The following is a 14546-nucleotide window of genomic DNA, read 5'->3' on the forward strand; positions in this document are numbered from 1 at the left end:
ACCACGAATGAGGTACCCTGCATCAGAGAAACTGGAGATCATCCGCTTAGTCGAAGAGTCGCATCTTTCGGCCCGTTTGACACTGGCTAAACTGGGTATCCCCCGGACGACGTTTTACCGTTGGTATGATCGGTATCTGCAGCGCGGTGAGGCCGGGTTGCAGGATCAATCTCCTAAGCCAAAGCAGGTCTGGAACCGTATCCCAACCGAGATAAAGGCTGACGTCATCAAACTGGCGTTGCAAGAGACGGAACTATCGCCGCGTGAGTTGGCGGTGACGTTCACGGATCAGAAACGCTACTTTGTATCGGAATCCACGGTTTATCGCACACTCAAGGCCCACGACTTGATCACCAGCCCTGCGTTCATCGTCATCAAGGCGGCCAATGAGTTCAAAGACAAAACGACTGCGACCAATCAGCTTTGGCAAACAGACTTCACCTATCCGTGAGAAACTCAATCGTACCATCCATGGAGAAACTCCCTCAATCCGCACCGAAGTTCGTTCTGGCAGCGCGAGACGCAAAAACTGAACAACAACTGAATACTTCGTTCATGGGAATGATCACCGAGGTCGAACTGCCGCCGGTCCAAAATTTTAGAACATCTCAGCGACAGCAAGCAGTTACAGTCAGCGCAAGTCCCTACGCACGATGCCTCACCTCAGCCCCAATCTAGCAATTTGCCAAATTGGAATAAGGAAGTTCTATGGTTGCGCGGTGGCCTGCCCAATAGTTTGATTGCAGATACTGACGCCGATAGTTTCGATTGGAGAAGACGCTATCTCAGTAGCATGCTCAAGCAGGATCTTTGTTGTTGGGGCATCGATGCCAGTGATCGCTTTCCAGAGGTATTTCAATGGATTGCCAATAATACCGGCGAAGAGTTTCATGAGGCCAACTGCGCCAAGGGTCTATCGATAAAGAGGGATAGCGTAAGAAGATCACTGGACCTTCTCGAAAGGATGGGACTGCTGCGTTGCTTGCCGAATTGGCCTGCTGGCAGCAACAAGAGCAACAGTTCGATGCAAGCATACCATGTAAGAGATTGCGGATTATTGCATGCCATGCTGGGAATCGACACACTTAACAAACTTCGCGAAAGCGACGCGCTAGGACACAGTTGGGAAAGCTTTTGTATCGAGGCAATCATCAATGCGGCATCCGATAATGTAACCCCCGCATTTTATCGCGACAAAGAAAAAAACGAAATCGATCTAGTTCTAAAATTCTCCAATGGAGCGACTTATGCTATCGAGATCAAAGTGAATGAAACTGCGCGTGCAAAAAAGGTTTTGCCATTGGATGCGATGCAATAGGAGCAACACACAGGATCGTAGTTCACACTGGCGAAACCGACATAACTTCGAAGGAGGGCGTGTCGAGGCTATCTCTAGCTTCACTATTCAGTCATTGCCTTGATGGGTTTTGGGTGCTGACCGTAGGGCACAAGAGCTTTTTTGCAGGACTATTCCATTCGAAGGGTCATCTTGAAAACACATTCTTTAAGAATAAGTGTTAGCACGAGTGCAGAACAACGGCAGCACGAAAGAACTGGAAGCAAGCCACTCCATCTGATAGGTACAAGACATGCAGATTCACGTGAACACATATCCTCAGCTGCACAACCTGTGCTGGAATCGCCCCGACAATGCTGTTGTGGATGGTCAAGAGGCGCTTGGTTTGTATGAGCGGAACTGGCGTTTTGTCGAAGCTGATAAGATCTGCCCGGATGAGCAAAAGCTGCTTGGAGTGCTAGTTGATCGTTATGGTAATGGCGTCTTTATGGCTGCGTGACAGCCTTGTTTGAGACAGTATCATTCCAGCGTGAACACCACACAGCAATCCTGAACGTCCTACGAGCGATTGACGGGGATTTACTAGACAAATCAAAATGTTACTTTGGCGGTGGCACCGCTATTGTACTTAATCTCGGTGAATACAGAGAAAGCGTAGACATAGACTTTCTCTGCGCTGACAAAGACGGTTACCGAGAGCTTCGTACTCGCATTGCAAACAAACCAAATTTGGACAACATCCTACGCAGTGGAGCAAAATTAGACGTGTTGCGCGACGTGCGGGCTGACCAGTACGGCCTGAGGACGTTAGTTGAAAGCAACGGAACGAAGATCAAGTTCGAAATCGTCAAAGAATCGCGAATCGATTTGAACGGAAGTATTGATCCACGTTTTGGCGTGCCAGTACTTGACCGGCACCTGATGTATGCAGAGAAGCTTCTGGCCAACTCTGACCGATATTATGCTCCTGAGGTACTGAGTCGAGACATTCTTGATTTATCAGTGATGATCTCTCGATGGGGCCCCGTGCCTGATAGCGCATGGAAAGTCGCAGCAGAGGCATACGGAGAAAAGATTCGAGATGACTACGATTCTGCGATTGATAAGATTCGTGTCCCCGAATGGATGGAAAAATGCGCCCAAGGAATGGAAATCAATGCCGAAGTCGCCGAAGAAATCCTGACGATTCACGGTGGCTCAAAACCTAGCCAACCATCGCCTTTCGATTGAATGACTACCTCGAAGAAAGCAGCTTTAAACTTGACTTTTGGGCTGGTTAGCAAAAACGATTTGGTACGTTCCGTTCGTGTCAGACATCATCAAATTCGTAACAGTCGCTCTCTTTCACTTTGCGCCTTAAGTTCAATATTTGCTCCGCCGTTATCGGGCTCAAGGTGTTAACCAAAGCGGATTTTGCGTCCAATCGTTAGCCGAATACGCGCGCCTTCATCAACTTGCCTGTTTTGCGGTTCTTGGGTCTCTTCGGCGGCAAGGCGAGTATTTCGTCCATCATTTGAGGAGAGATCGTTATCCAAATGTCGCCATGTGCTTTGCTGCTCTTCGGTAGGGGCATCCTCGGCAGCAAAGCTGATCACGCCTGCGCGGTAGGTCCATTGGTGGCGGCTAGTGTCGATGATGGCTTCAGTGCGGTCGGGATTGCCGCGCAGTACCTCGGGTAAAGGCTCGCGCGTGACGGTCACAGGCTGGCCGTCGGCATCGCGGATCAAGTCGCGATTGTCGTCATAGGCCAGCACCTTGTCCGCGACGAGGTAACCGACCGGACCAGCGCCCGCGCCTTTGCCGTTGCGAAAGAACTTGATCAGCATCGGCGGGCGGCCTCGATGATCTGGGCAAGCTGGCGCTCGATGATCAGCAAGCGACGGGCAACAGTGAGCGCGTCGAGGTCAGTGCGGCCCAACAGCATCGCGCGGTTCAGCCAGCGGGCGATCTGGTTGAGGTTGCCGCCAATGCGTCCGACGGCCAGCACCAGTGCCGGATCAACGCGGGGGACGGGCTTGCGTCGGCGGGCTTGGCCAGATCGATCCGGTAAACGACGGTGAAACCGTTCTTGCAGGTCCGTGCGCCGGTCTCGACAAGGATGCCTTCCTTCAGAAACTCACGCACGGTTCGCTTCACTGTGGTCTCGCCCAGCTCGGTATGCCGCTGGATCGTACCCTTGGAACACCAGATGCCTGAGCCATCGTCGCTCGCCTTGTCGGCCAGAAACATGATGATCTGCTTACGCGTTGCGCTGCCGAACTTGCGTTCCGCGCATGTGTTCGCAACCCGCCAGCTCATTGGAAGGCCCCTAAAAGCGCAAAGACGTGCGAATTTTGTACAGGTTTTGTACGAGATTTCCGCCATTTCAGCAGAATTCGGCGCGAAAGCTCGCGGGACTTTCTGCAAGCTCCTGCACAAAGCACTGTAAATAATCCATATTTTTCAGGTGTTTTTGGTGACCCCGGCAGGATTCGAACCTGCAACCTGCCCCTTAGGAGGGGGCTGCTCTATCCAGTTGAGCCACGGGGCCGCCGTGGCTGATCAATGCCTTTCTTTGCCCATCTGGTCAACGGGCCAAAGGGCCGTTAACAATGTCGGATGCAATGACAGGACCGATCCGTGACCAGCCGCAATAAACGACCACTGACTCTGCGCGATGTTTCTGAAGCATCGGGCGTAAGCGAAATGACTGTTAGCCGCGTTTTACGTAACAAGGGTGATGTAAGTGCTGCGACCCGTCAAAAGGTGCAGGACGCCGCGAAGAGCTTGGGGTATGTGCCCAACAAAATCGCGGGTGCATTAGCGTCGCAACGCGTGAATCTTGTTGCGGTGATTATTCCATCATTGGGGAACATGGTCTTCCCAGAAGTTCTTTCTGGTATTTCGGAAGTGTTGGAAGATACCGTGTTGCAGCCGGTTGTTGGCGTTACCGACTATCTTCCTGAAAAAGAAGAAAAAGTTCTCTTTGAAATGCTATCTTGGCGGCCATCTGGGGTGATCATTGCTGGTCTTGAACACTCTGAGGCTTCGCGCGCCATGCTGCAGCAATCTGGCATTCCGGTTGTTGAAATCATGGATGTGGATGGCGATCCCGTTGATGCTTGCGTTGGTATTTCACACCGTCGTGCAGGCCGGATAATGGCCGAAGAGATCATCGCAGCGGGCTATAAACGTATCGGTTTCATGGGTACGAAGATGCCGCTTGATCACCGTGCCCGCAAACGGTTTGAAGGTTTTACGCGGACGCTTGCGCAGTCTGGTGTCGAAATTGCAGATCAGGAGTTTTATTCTGGCGGTTCTGCGCTTGCAAAAGGCCGGGAGATGACGGCCAAGATGATCGAACGGACGCCGGACCTCGATTTTCTATATTTCTCGAATGATATGATTGGGGCGGGTGGCCTGTTGTATCTGCTTGAGAAGGGGATCGACGTTCCGGGGCAAATTGGGCTTGCGGCGTTTAACGGTGTTGAATTGCTGGACGGTTTGCCGATCCAGTTGGCGACCATGGATGCATGTCGCCGTGAAATCGGTGCTAAGGCCGCTCAAATTATTGCCGATTACCATGAGGGTGCCGATCAAGAAGAGGGTCCGCTGGTAACGCTTAGTCCCAAGCTTGCTTTGGGGGATACTCTGCGTCGCCGCTGATGGGTCGTGCTTGAAAGCACAGAAGTTCATCGTTCAATTGATAGCAAACTAGGGTATCCAAATAGCAACGCACGCGGTGCGTCTGTTTGACAGATTGGATTGCCATGACTCCTGAACTTGCCCTTGCGAACCGTAAAGCGCTGCCAGATCCATTGCGCGTGTTGATCAAAGAATTCCCCCGTGACGAATGGAAGACCAATCCAAACTATTCGCAGTTGATTGCTTTTTGGTTAGACCGTCACCTCATGTTTCGTCGTTTGCTCACGCAGTTGAATGGCGACCTTGAAGGTGTGATGGATTCAAATATGGATTCTGAAAACTATAAACGCAGCCTGTCACGCTATGGCGGGATGTTGATCAATCAGCTTCACGGACATCACCAAATCGAAGATGTACAGTATTTTCCGGTTATGGCCAAATTGGACAAACGTGTTTCACGTGGCTTTGATTTGTTGGATTCCGATCACCATGCGATGGATGGTTTGCTTTCCGGGCTTGCTGGTGGCGCGAATGATGTCTTGCAGTTTGATGCGAATAAGAAGGCAAAGTTCACGGATCGCCTGGGTGATTTGCACGGGATACTTGATGACTTTGGAAAGATGCTGAATAGGCATTTGATCGACGAAGAAGAACTGGTCGTTCCAGTCTTGTTAAAATACGCGCCAGAACAGCTGCGCTAACAAAAAAAGGGCGCCTCTGCGGGCGCCCCTTTCAGTCAAACTGGTCGCTTTACAAGCCCAGTTTCGAGTTTTTATCGTAGAGCACAGTAACGTTGTTCATACGAGCTTCGATGCCTAAGAACGCAAAGAACACACGTTGACGCGTTGCTTCGTCAAGCGATGCGCCACTTTGTGCCTGCTCAAGAAGTGGCTGAAGCGCGTCCCATTCTTCGACAGCGAATTGAAGGCCTTCTTCGATGCGGGCTGTCGGTGGTGGGCGGACCCCAACGCTTTCCAAACCATTACGCAGGGCTGACAGGGTGTCACTGAACAGCTTTGCGTTCTTGGCTAGGTCTGCTTGTGCTTGCTCGACGTTGATCCCTGATGCGATCAAGCAAACGTCTTTCGACATTTGCGCTGCCAATGTCCGTTGGCGGCCTGAAAGATCGATCAAAAGCGCATCAGCGTGCAGCAATGCAACAGGATCGGCGTATTGCCCGGTGATTTCACTCACAAGAATGTTGGCAGTTTCCAAAAGCGGACCACTTTTGTCGGCAAGCGCTTTGATCTGCGCGTTATCATCTGCAGCAACGGCTGTCGCGGTTGCTTGGTCAAGCAGCGGACCCCATTCATCGTTTAGCGAGCTAATAACTTGCAACGTGCGCGGTCGGGTTTCTTCGCCCAACACGCCCATCCGGCGGTTGCCTTGCAGCAATGCATCGCTGATGACCGTGAACTGTTCTGCTGAGATTTGCAGAACGGCTTGGCTTTCGCGAACAGTGATGCCTGAGTTGAGGTTGCACGCTGAAGCAATGATGCGTTGGCTTAGCGTAGAAAGCTGGCCTGCAATATTGATCCGTTCGCTCGCGCCAACATCGGTTGCAATATTTTGGGCGGATGCGCCCGTCGCAATGCAAAGTCCGATCGACGCGACCGAGGCAACGCGGGTAAGTCCAGAGAACGTGAACCGCCGTGATGCTGCCAACTTTGTCTTTAGATTAGTTGTTTTTGACATATCATTTCCTTTATCGTTCCCGTCTCAGGCACTGGCTTAGACAATCGTTAACTCTTGCAGGTATCGCTAGATAAACTTTGGTCGGTTGCGAGTGCTTGAATTGGGTACGTTGGTCATTGGCTGAACAAGTTACGCTGGTGACTTGATCCAAACTTCGACGCGGCGGTTGATGCGGCGGCCTTCTTGGTTTGCGTTGCAACCAGATGGTGCGATTTCACCGTACCCAACCGAAGAAACTGTGATGCCATTAATACGGTCCCCAGCATATGAAACGAGGTCTTGGGCGACTTGAGACGCGCGTTGCTGTGATAAATCACGATTGCCATCGAATTGGCCTACGTCATCCGTAAAGCCGGCAAGCAAAACTTCTGTGCCTTCTGGCTGCGTCTCGAGGTATTCGATCAGGCGATCACGGTCGATCCGACCGCGTTCATCCAGCTGTGCAGACCCTGTGCGGAAGCGGAATGTCGTTGAAAGACGGTCATAGTCAACCATCTGGCCCAACATTTGACGCATAAATCCGGCTTCGTAGGCATCTGCAGCAGGGTCAAGCAAGCTGCGTGCGCGGCTGCTTTCAAGTGATTGTTCGCGACGATCTACGGCAAAACCGATAAACCCAGCTTTGCCGATTAGGCTATCTGCATCGTTTGAGCGGGCAAAGTCGACGAACGCAAGCGTTTGATCCGAAGCGGTGTCTTCGCGTGTGTAAAGGTACAAGCGACGCTGCAACGCGTATTCTTCGGTACGTGCTGAAAACGCATCAGGAGTCATTGTGATCCCGCATTCGTTCACAAGGCTAACCGGGTTTGCACCACGTTGGAACGAGTAACCGACTACGCCGATTGCACCTTGTGTTGCGTTTACAAGCTGTGATGCTTCGCTTCCGGATGCGGCGATCTGCGCACCAGATGCAAGCGATGCAGTGGTTTCACCAAAAATACGGTCTTCAAACACAGCACGGGTACCCGAGTCTTCGGATTGGGTAATGACCGTGATGGGCATATCAGGCCCGCCAACCTGTGACCAATTCGTGATTTGACCAGAATAGATTGCGCGAATTTCTTCGGTTGTCAGTGTGTCGATCGGGTTTGCCGCGTTTGTAATGACAACGAGGCTATCGATCGCGACGATGTGTTCTTGGGCTGGGTCGACCATGTTACCACCGCCAGCATCACGCAGGCTGCGGGCTTCGTCAGGGACGATGCGCCGTGACGACATAGCGATTTCAGCTTCGCCTGACAGCAACTGTTGGAAACCGTCACTAGAACCGGTTGAAGCCACAAGGAACGATACCAGATCGTCACCAAAGCCCTGATCGGCAGTCAATGTCGCGATGAGTTCACCGTTTTGCCCTGTGTTTCCAAGCGACGCAGCAGCATCAAGAACGCCTGCATACCCTTCGAGCAAAAGCGGCATTAAGCCGGAACCAACAACATCAGACCCCCCAATCGTGATGTCAGTTTCGACGGTGTCAAATGTCGGGCAGGACGCGCCAGAACAGCTTACTCGACTTGCGGCAACCCGCAATTCGCCAAGTGCTGTTGCGATGATATAGGCGTTGTCTTGGAAGTCGATGAACTCCCCGGTCATGTTCACTGTGCCGTCGCCTGATGACAACGTAACTTCGCCTGCTTGTGCCATACCCGCGATGGTCAAGCTACTTGCAAGGGTCACAATACCCAATGCAGCGTTCGTTCGCTTACTTAACATTAATTACTCTCCTCCCTGGGTGGGTGATCAATTTGTCGGCGAAAAATTGCCGCAAATGGATACGCCCAGGTTTATGTGTCTACGTAATTAACCATTAGTTGGTCGAATTGTGCGCAAATTGCGGCGAATCTTTTCCAAATTAGAGGAGAAGAGGGGAAAAGCACTAAAATAGTCAACTTTTTGGATCAAATCCTAACCAAATGCCCCATTCATTTTAGACGCATTGCGCGGAACGCCGCTTATTGCGAAAGTGATTCGTGCGACTTAACGCCGCGTCACCTTTAGACCATTTTGATTACATCTTTGTCGATCGCGAGCATGTATCCTTTGCGCGCGATGTTTTTGACCAGCAGTTCGCTGATCATCTGATTGCCCAAAGTATCGCGCAGCCGTTTGATCCGGGTTGCGCCTGCTGCCTCTTCGCAGTCGGCGCTGTTTCGGCCCGAAATGACGCCTTCAATTTCGGCGCCCGATAAGACTTCATCGTCCATGCGCGCCTCTGCTAAGACGGATAAGGTTTCGATTGCGGCTTCGGTTAGTTTAAATTCAAAGTCATTTAAATAGACGGCTTTTTGATCGCGGCTAATGATCAGTGAATTCACTTCGATCCCCTGCCGTTCAATTTTGCTCATCCGTCGGTTCAATACGACGAGCATGGCAAGGAACGCGACTGCCGCGATCAGCAGGGCGGTCGCAAATACCAACAGGACAAAGATCACAAAACGATAAGACGATAGTGTATCTGAAAACGCTGTCCCCGATTGCGCCAGAATTTCTAGCAGTTTGATTTCTGCGTTTCCTGTGAGCGTGTCATTTTCCACGAACAATCGTTCTACGCGTACATTAAATGCGTTTGCGTCCGGCAGATTGATAAACAGCAAAACCGCAGCGATGGCCAAAATCAGAACAATTGCCGCGATGCCCGCGACAACGATCTTATTGCCGATCTCACGTGCTTCAGTAGCGGAGGAAGTAGTCACCAGCGCTGCCCCTTCTTTCTTCTAGCCCGGCGTCATCAAAGACACTAAGCACATTCAATAGTTGCCAGCCGTCGCGTTCCAACGCCGGGCGTAGTTGATCTTCGGCAGACCGTACACTGCAATCGCCGCGCACTTGGGTCACACCATAGTGAAGCCGCAGTGGTCCGTCTTGCTTGGCCTTATAGTCAGCATAGCAATCAGCCTGAGCGGCCCCTGCGGTCATGCAGAAAATCATGAATGTAAAAGAAAGATGTTTCATGGCTCTAATTGACCTTAAAGCGGGCTGATATTCAATAACGTCATATGTTATCTTGTGCGCCATCGCATAACCATACCCCGTTATTGTTTGGCAGCGAAGGTCCGCTCCAATTTCGTTTCATCAGCGTCACCCACTCTTTTTTGGCGCAACAGATGAAAGGAACACATATGTTTAAATCACTGATCGCAGGTGTCGCCGCAGTTTCGCTTACCTTTGCGACCGCTATGCCAGCGCAAGCAAATGGGTTTGACCGCGAGGATGCTGGCAAATTGATTATCGGGCTGGCCGCAATTGCAGCATTGAACGCGGCGCTCGAGAACAGAGACCGCAATGACCGCGAGCCAGCACAGGTAGAGGACCGGACCCAGCGCCATCCACAAGGCTGGACAGGCCGTCCGCGCCCGGCAGGCAATCGCAATGTTTTGCCGTCTGAATGTTTGGGTCAAATTGATACCCGCTATGGCGATCACCGGATGTACATGAGCCGTTGCCTTGAGCGGCATCAAGTCTGGGTTGCCCAATTGCCGCGTCGTTGTGAAGTACGGCTGTTCACTAACGACGGCCCCAGAAATGGCTTTGATCCGGCTTGCATGCGCCAAGAAGGTTACCGTTCTGATCGGCGTCGCTAAGACGCTGACACCTAGCGCGACTTCAAGCCCCAGTCGTCGTGCCACCTTGGGGCAAGGGTTCGATATGGCCCTTGCCCCTTTTTATTCTTGAACCGCGGGCCGTGTTCTGGTCACTGATCACATGACAAATCCTGATTACACATTTGAACAAGCCGCCCTAGATCGCGGTTTCACCTATATCGCTGGCGTGGATGAGGTTGGGCGCGGCCCGCTTGCTGGTCCCGTCGTTGCAGCCGCTGTCGTGCTGGATACAAACAACATCCCAGACGGATTGAACGACAGTAAAAAGCTGACAGCCAAGAAACGTGACGCCCTTTACGACGCGATAATGGAGCAGGCGGATGTGTCGCTGGCAGAAGCCACCGTCGCTGAAATTGACGAGCACAACATTTTGCGTGCATCACATATTGCGATGGTGCGGGCGATTGCCGGGCTTGGCCAGCCAACAGACCACGCATTGATCGACGGCAACATGGTGCCGCGCGGTTTGACCATTTCAACCGAGACAGTCGTCAAAGGTGACGGGCGTAGCCTTTCGATTGCGGCCGCTTCTATCGTCGCAAAAGTGTGGCGTGACCGACACATGGTGGATTTGGCGCAACAGTACCCCGGCTACGGTTGGGAAAAGAACGCGGGTTACCCGACAGCGGTACACAAATCAGGGTTGGAAAACCTTGGTGTGACCCCACACCATAGACGTTCGTTCAAGCCGGTGCACAATATCTTGTATCAAGAGTAAAACGTAAGCCATTGATTCAATAAAACTTTTGACAGTGAATCCAGTCTGACTCACACTAGGGACAACCAAAGAGCGGAATAACCGCCGGGTGTATGAGGCAGAAAATGACGATTAAAACCAAAGCAAAAGGGGCTTCTGAGCTCCCTCTGAACACGATTCTTGATGGTGACTGCATCGAGCGTATGAACAGCATGCCTGCGGGTTCTGTTGATCTAATCTTTGCGGACCCACCCTATAACTTGCAGCTAAAAGGTGATTTGCATCGCCCGGATAATTCCAAAGTCGACGCAGTTGATGACGCTTGGGACCAATTCGATAGCTTCAAGGTTTACGATAACTTTACACGCGAATGGCTAAAGGCCGCGCGTCGTTTGCTGAAACCCAATGGCGCGATCTGGGTTATCGGCAGCTACCACAACGTATTTCGCATGGGCGCAGAGCTGCAGAACCAAGGTTTCTGGCTGCTGAACGACGTCGTATGGCGCAAATCAAACCCGATGCCGAACTTCCGTGGCAAACGCCTGACCAATGCGCACGAGACGCTGATTTGGGCCTCTAAGGAAGAAGCCAGCAAATACACCTTTAACTACGAAGCGCTAAAAGCCCTAAACGAGGGCATCCAGATGCGGTCTGATTGGGTTCTGCCCATCTGCACTGGCCACGAGCGCCTGAAAAACGATGCAGGCGAAAAAGCCCACCCAACACAAAAGCCGCAGTCACTGCTGCATCGTGTACTGGTTGCGACAACGAACCCCGGTGACGTTGTTCTTGATCCATTCTTTGGCACAGGTACCACGGGTGCGGTTGCTAAGATGCTTGGCCGTAACTTCATCGGGATTGAGCGCGAAGAAGCATACCGCAAGGTCGCGACGAAACGTATCGCCAACACGCGCAAGTTCGATAGCGAAGCGCTTGAAGTATCTACTTCGAAACGCGCAGAGCCACGTGTTGCATTCGGTGTTCTGGTTGAACGCGGCATGTTGCGCCCCGGCGAAGAGCTGTGGTCGCTGAACGGTCGTCACAAGGCCAAAGTACGTGCAGACGGCACGCTAGTTGGTGACGACATCAAAGGATCAATCCATCAGGTCGGCGCCCATCTCGAAGGCGCACCAAGCTGTAACGGCTGGACTTATTGGCAATTTAAACGCGACGGACAAAAAGTTCCGATTGATCTGCTACGCCAGCAGATCCGCTCAGAGATGGCGAAGCACTGACGCAGGCTTAACTGCGTCACATTCCCCAACGTTGATACCGCCGGTGATTGCGGAGAACCCTTCCATGGTGGAAGGGGCCGCGATTACTAACTTTGCCCGCCGTCTTAGTACGGCGGGTTTTTTTGTTTAGCGAGGTAGAGGATTGCTTGCTGTTTTGTACGGTGCCCAGTCTTCGATTTCCGGGTAGTACAGGTTGCGCCATGTTTGTACGCGTGGGTGCATGACCTTTTTCCAGATAGGTGGGACCAGCGCGGCCATCGTCATAACGGGGTATCCGAACGGTAGCTGCGGTGCTTCATCGTCGGTGTAGTTTTGTAGAAGCGGGAAGCGCCGGTCGGGTTTGTAGTGGTGGTCTGAATGGCGTTGTAGGTTGATCAACAGCCAGTTCGACGCCTTATGTGCCGCGTTCCATGAATGGCGCGGTTTTACATGTTCGTATTTGCCGTCGCCCAGATGTTTGCGCGTTAGCGCATAGTGTTCGACGTAGTTCACCAGCTCTAGCTGGAACACCGCCCAGAATGCCTGCGTGGCAAAAAGGAATACGCCCCACCATCCGGCAATAGCGAATGACAAAACCGCAAACGCTGCCTCAAGCGCCCAATACCGCCAAAAGGGATTGGATTTGTGATGCCAAGGTAGATTTTTACGCGCGAGCATCGCTTTCTCCGCAAGAAACGATGACTCTAGGCTTTGCCAAAGGACACGCGGGAAGAAGTGGTAAAAGCTTTCGCCGTACCGCGCCGTGACGGGGTCGCGCGGTGTGCCAACATAGCGATGATGAACTAAAAGATGCTCGGATCGGAAGTGACCGTACAGGACGGAGGTCAGCAAAATGTCACCCAACCAACGTTCAGTTTTCGGTTTCTGGTGCATCAGTTCGTGGCTGTAATTTATGCCGATGGTGCCGGACAGTATCCCCAGCGCGGCGAATAATGCCCATTGTTCACCCCAGTGCAAATGCCCGGATCGGGTTACATAGGCCATCAGTCCGAAAATCGTGATCAGTTGGACAGGCACCCAAATCAGCGTGATAAGCCGATACCAGAAAAGGTCTTTATCCTCGGTTTCGGGGTCCTTATTTTCTAGATTTAAGCCCAGCAAAAAATCCAAGAATGTAAACAGATACCACGTTGCCAGCGGCAACAGCGCAATACTCCACCCACCGTAAACCGCGGCGATAACAGCGAGCGGGATTAATCCAAGCGACAGCCAGAACGGTAGCGCGGCACTGATGCTTTTGATCGACATGGGGTACCTCTTAGTTAAGATAACCCTACGCTTGGGTCTCTTAACGCTCAAGCGTCGCGTAGCGTCGGACCCGCCAGATCGAACACTTTGCGCATCGCTGTGGGTAGGGCTGTTGGGCTGAAATCAGCCTTTTTGACGAATTCACCACGTGTTGGGGCTACGTCCAGACCGACTGTTGCCGTCATGATGGTTAGGCGCAGATGGAAATGCGTAAAGGTATGTCTCGCTTCTTCGTTTAGCGTTTGCCAATCCGTATCAACTGGCGGTGCGGGTTCAGGCGCATCGCCCCATTCTGACCCCGGCCAACCTAACATCCCGCCCAAAAGCCCGCTTTCTGGGCGCGTTTCCAACAGCCACGCGCCGTCACTGCGTCGCACGACATAGGCAATCCCAAACCGAGTCGGCGTTTTCTTTTTTGGTGTTTTCTTTGGCAGCTCTGCCGCGGTTCCTGCAATCCGTGCATCGCAAGGGTCACGCCAAGGGCAAATTCCGCAAGCCGGACTTTTCGGTGTGCAAATGGTTGCGCCTAGATCCATCACTGCTTGGGCATAATCGCCGGGGCGTTTGGCGGGGGTAAGCGCGCGTGCTTTTTCGGTTAAAGCAGGCTTTGATCCCGGCAATGGGTCGTGAATGTCATGAAGTCGCGCCATGACTCGTTCCACATTACCGTCCACAACCGTTTCAGGCAGATCAAACGCGATGGATGAAATCGCTGCAGCTGTGTAAGGGCCGATGCCGGGCAGCATCAGAAGTGTTTCATAGTTTTGCGGAAAAACACCATCATGGTTATCAACAACTGTACGGGCACATTTCAGCAGATTTCGGGCACGCGCATAATATCCTAACCCCGCCCAAGCCGCCATGACATCGGCGTCTTCGGCTGCTGCCAATTTGTGCACGGTTGGCCATAACGACATGAATTTGTTATGGTATTCATGAACGGCAGCCACGGTTGTTTGTTGCAACATGACCTCTGACATCCACACCGCATAAGGATTCGGAAGCGTCCCGGCCTTGCGTGCATCAGGTGGCACGCGCCACGGCATTGCCCGCGCATGGACGTCGTACCAGTCCAAAAGCTGTAAACTGAGGTCACGCAATGGTTATTTACCTTTCACATGTCAGGCGCTGACTTGGCGCAACGGCTGACA

Annotated in this window: 17 protein-coding genes, 1 tRNA gene and 1 pseudogene; 9 read left to right on the plus strand and 10 right to left on the minus strand. The window is 52.3% G+C overall.

The window, feature by feature from the left end; all coding sequences use genetic code 11:
• The 4 genes and pseudogenes from CLV80_RS13640 to CLV80_RS13655 form a co-directional block, all read left to right on the plus strand.
• A pseudogene (locus CLV80_RS13640) lies at nucleotides 1-445 on the plus strand (helix-turn-helix domain-containing protein); the annotation flags it as partial.
• Nucleotides 446-712: 267 nt separating this feature from the next.
• Nucleotides 713-1318, plus strand: a complete 606-nt coding sequence (locus CLV80_RS13645; RefSeq protein ID WP_133169779.1) for an ATP-binding protein — start codon at nucleotides 713-715, stop codon at nucleotides 1316-1318.
• 271 nt (nucleotides 1319-1589) lie between these two features.
• Nucleotides 1590-1796 (plus strand): hypothetical protein, encoded by a 207-nt coding sequence (locus tag CLV80_RS13650; RefSeq protein WP_243394574.1) that lies wholly within the window; start codon nucleotides 1590-1592, stop codon nucleotides 1794-1796.
• Between the two features lie 5 nt (nucleotides 1797-1801).
• Complete coding sequence (locus CLV80_RS13655; protein WP_165793385.1) at nucleotides 1802-2527, plus strand: nucleotidyl transferase AbiEii/AbiGii toxin family protein; 726 nt, start codon at nucleotides 1802-1804, stop codon at nucleotides 2525-2527.
• Nucleotides 2528-2694: 167 nt separating this feature from the next.
• On the opposite strand, the gene CLV80_RS13660 is transcribed toward CLV80_RS13655, so the two are convergent.
• From CLV80_RS13660 to CLV80_RS13675, 4 genes are all read right to left on the minus strand, one after another.
• Entirely contained in the window at nucleotides 2695-3123 is a 429-nt protein-coding gene (locus CLV80_RS13660; RefSeq protein ID WP_207766588.1) for a hypothetical protein, read from the minus strand.
• Entirely contained in the window at nucleotides 3117-3284 is a 168-nt protein-coding gene (mobC, locus tag CLV80_RS13665) for a plasmid mobilization relaxosome protein MobC (protein ID WP_243394575.1), read from the minus strand. The genes CLV80_RS13660 and mobC overlap by 7 nt, the downstream gene beginning before the upstream one ends.
• Nucleotides 3230-3595: a hypothetical protein gene (locus CLV80_RS13670; protein ID WP_243394576.1), complete on the minus strand. Its 366-nt coding sequence runs from the start codon at nucleotides 3593-3595 to the stop codon at nucleotides 3230-3232. Before CLV80_RS13670 ends, mobC begins: the two co-directional genes overlap by 55 nt.
• Nucleotides 3596-3750: 155 nt before the next feature.
• Nucleotides 3751-3827 (minus strand) — tRNA-Arg (locus tag CLV80_RS13675).
• 89 nt (nucleotides 3828-3916) lie between these two features.
• On the opposite strand from CLV80_RS13675, the gene CLV80_RS13680 reads away from it, so the two are divergent.
• Nucleotides 3917-4942 (plus strand): LacI family DNA-binding transcriptional regulator, encoded by a 1026-nt coding sequence (locus tag CLV80_RS13680; protein WP_106358496.1) that lies wholly within the window; start codon nucleotides 3917-3919, stop codon nucleotides 4940-4942.
• Nucleotides 4943-5046: 104 nt separating this feature from the next.
• A complete protein-coding gene (locus CLV80_RS13685) occupies nucleotides 5047-5622 on the plus strand; it encodes a hemerythrin domain-containing protein (RefSeq protein WP_106358497.1) in 576 nt (191 codons plus the stop codon).
• A 49-nt stretch (nucleotides 5623-5671) separates the two neighbouring features.
• Here CLV80_RS13685 and CLV80_RS13690 read toward each other — a convergent pair whose 3' ends face one another.
• The 4 genes from CLV80_RS13690 to CLV80_RS13705 form a co-directional block, all read right to left on the minus strand.
• Complete coding sequence (locus CLV80_RS13690; RefSeq protein ID WP_106358498.1) at nucleotides 5672-6616, minus strand: type IV pili methyl-accepting chemotaxis transducer N-terminal domain-containing protein; 945 nt, start codon at nucleotides 6614-6616, stop codon at nucleotides 5672-5674.
• A gap of 129 nt (nucleotides 6617-6745) precedes the next feature.
• Nucleotides 6746-8326, minus strand: a complete 1581-nt coding sequence (locus CLV80_RS13695) for a phosphate ABC transporter substrate-binding/OmpA family protein (RefSeq protein WP_106358499.1) — start codon at nucleotides 8324-8326, stop codon at nucleotides 6746-6748.
• A gap of 281 nt (nucleotides 8327-8607) precedes the next feature.
• Nucleotides 8608-9306 (minus strand): winged helix-turn-helix domain-containing protein, encoded by a 699-nt coding sequence (locus CLV80_RS13700; RefSeq protein WP_207766589.1) that lies wholly within the window; start codon nucleotides 9304-9306, stop codon nucleotides 8608-8610.
• Nucleotides 9284-9565 (minus strand): hypothetical protein, encoded by a 282-nt coding sequence (locus CLV80_RS13705; RefSeq protein ID WP_106358500.1) that lies wholly within the window; start codon nucleotides 9563-9565, stop codon nucleotides 9284-9286. The genes CLV80_RS13700 and CLV80_RS13705 overlap by 23 nt, the downstream gene beginning before the upstream one ends.
• Before the next feature lie 167 nt (nucleotides 9566-9732).
• Between CLV80_RS13705 and CLV80_RS13710 the strand changes: the two genes are divergently transcribed.
• From CLV80_RS13710 to CLV80_RS13720, 3 genes are all read left to right on the plus strand, one after another.
• A complete protein-coding gene (locus CLV80_RS13710) occupies nucleotides 9733-10194 on the plus strand; it encodes a hypothetical protein (protein ID WP_133169780.1) in 462 nt (153 codons plus the stop codon).
• 121 nt (nucleotides 10195-10315) lie between these two features.
• A complete protein-coding gene (gene rnhB, locus CLV80_RS13715; RefSeq protein ID WP_106358502.1) occupies nucleotides 10316-10933 on the plus strand; it encodes a ribonuclease HII in 618 nt (205 codons plus the stop codon).
• Nucleotides 10934-11037: 104 nt separating this feature from the next.
• A complete protein-coding gene (locus CLV80_RS13720; protein WP_106358503.1) occupies nucleotides 11038-12147 on the plus strand; it encodes a site-specific DNA-methyltransferase in 1110 nt (369 codons plus the stop codon).
• 126 nt (nucleotides 12148-12273) lie between these two features.
• Here the strand turns inward: CLV80_RS13720 and CLV80_RS13725 are convergent, their stop codons facing one another.
• Both CLV80_RS13725 and mutY read right to left on the minus strand, forming a co-directional pair.
• A complete protein-coding gene (locus CLV80_RS13725; RefSeq protein ID WP_106358504.1) occupies nucleotides 12274-13395 on the minus strand; it encodes an alkane 1-monooxygenase in 1122 nt (373 codons plus the stop codon).
• A 47-nt stretch (nucleotides 13396-13442) separates the two neighbouring features.
• Nucleotides 13443-14495 carry an A/G-specific adenine glycosylase gene (mutY, locus tag CLV80_RS13730; protein ID WP_106358505.1) on the minus strand — a complete coding sequence of 351 codons (1053 nt, stop codon included), beginning with the start codon at nucleotides 14493-14495 and terminating at the stop codon, nucleotides 13443-13445.
• Between the last annotated feature and the right edge of the window lie 51 nt (nucleotides 14496-14546).

Origin of the sequence: Yoonia maritima (assembly GCF_003003285.1) — a bacterium.
Lineage (GTDB): Bacteria > Pseudomonadota > Alphaproteobacteria > Rhodobacterales > Rhodobacteraceae > Yoonia > Yoonia maritima.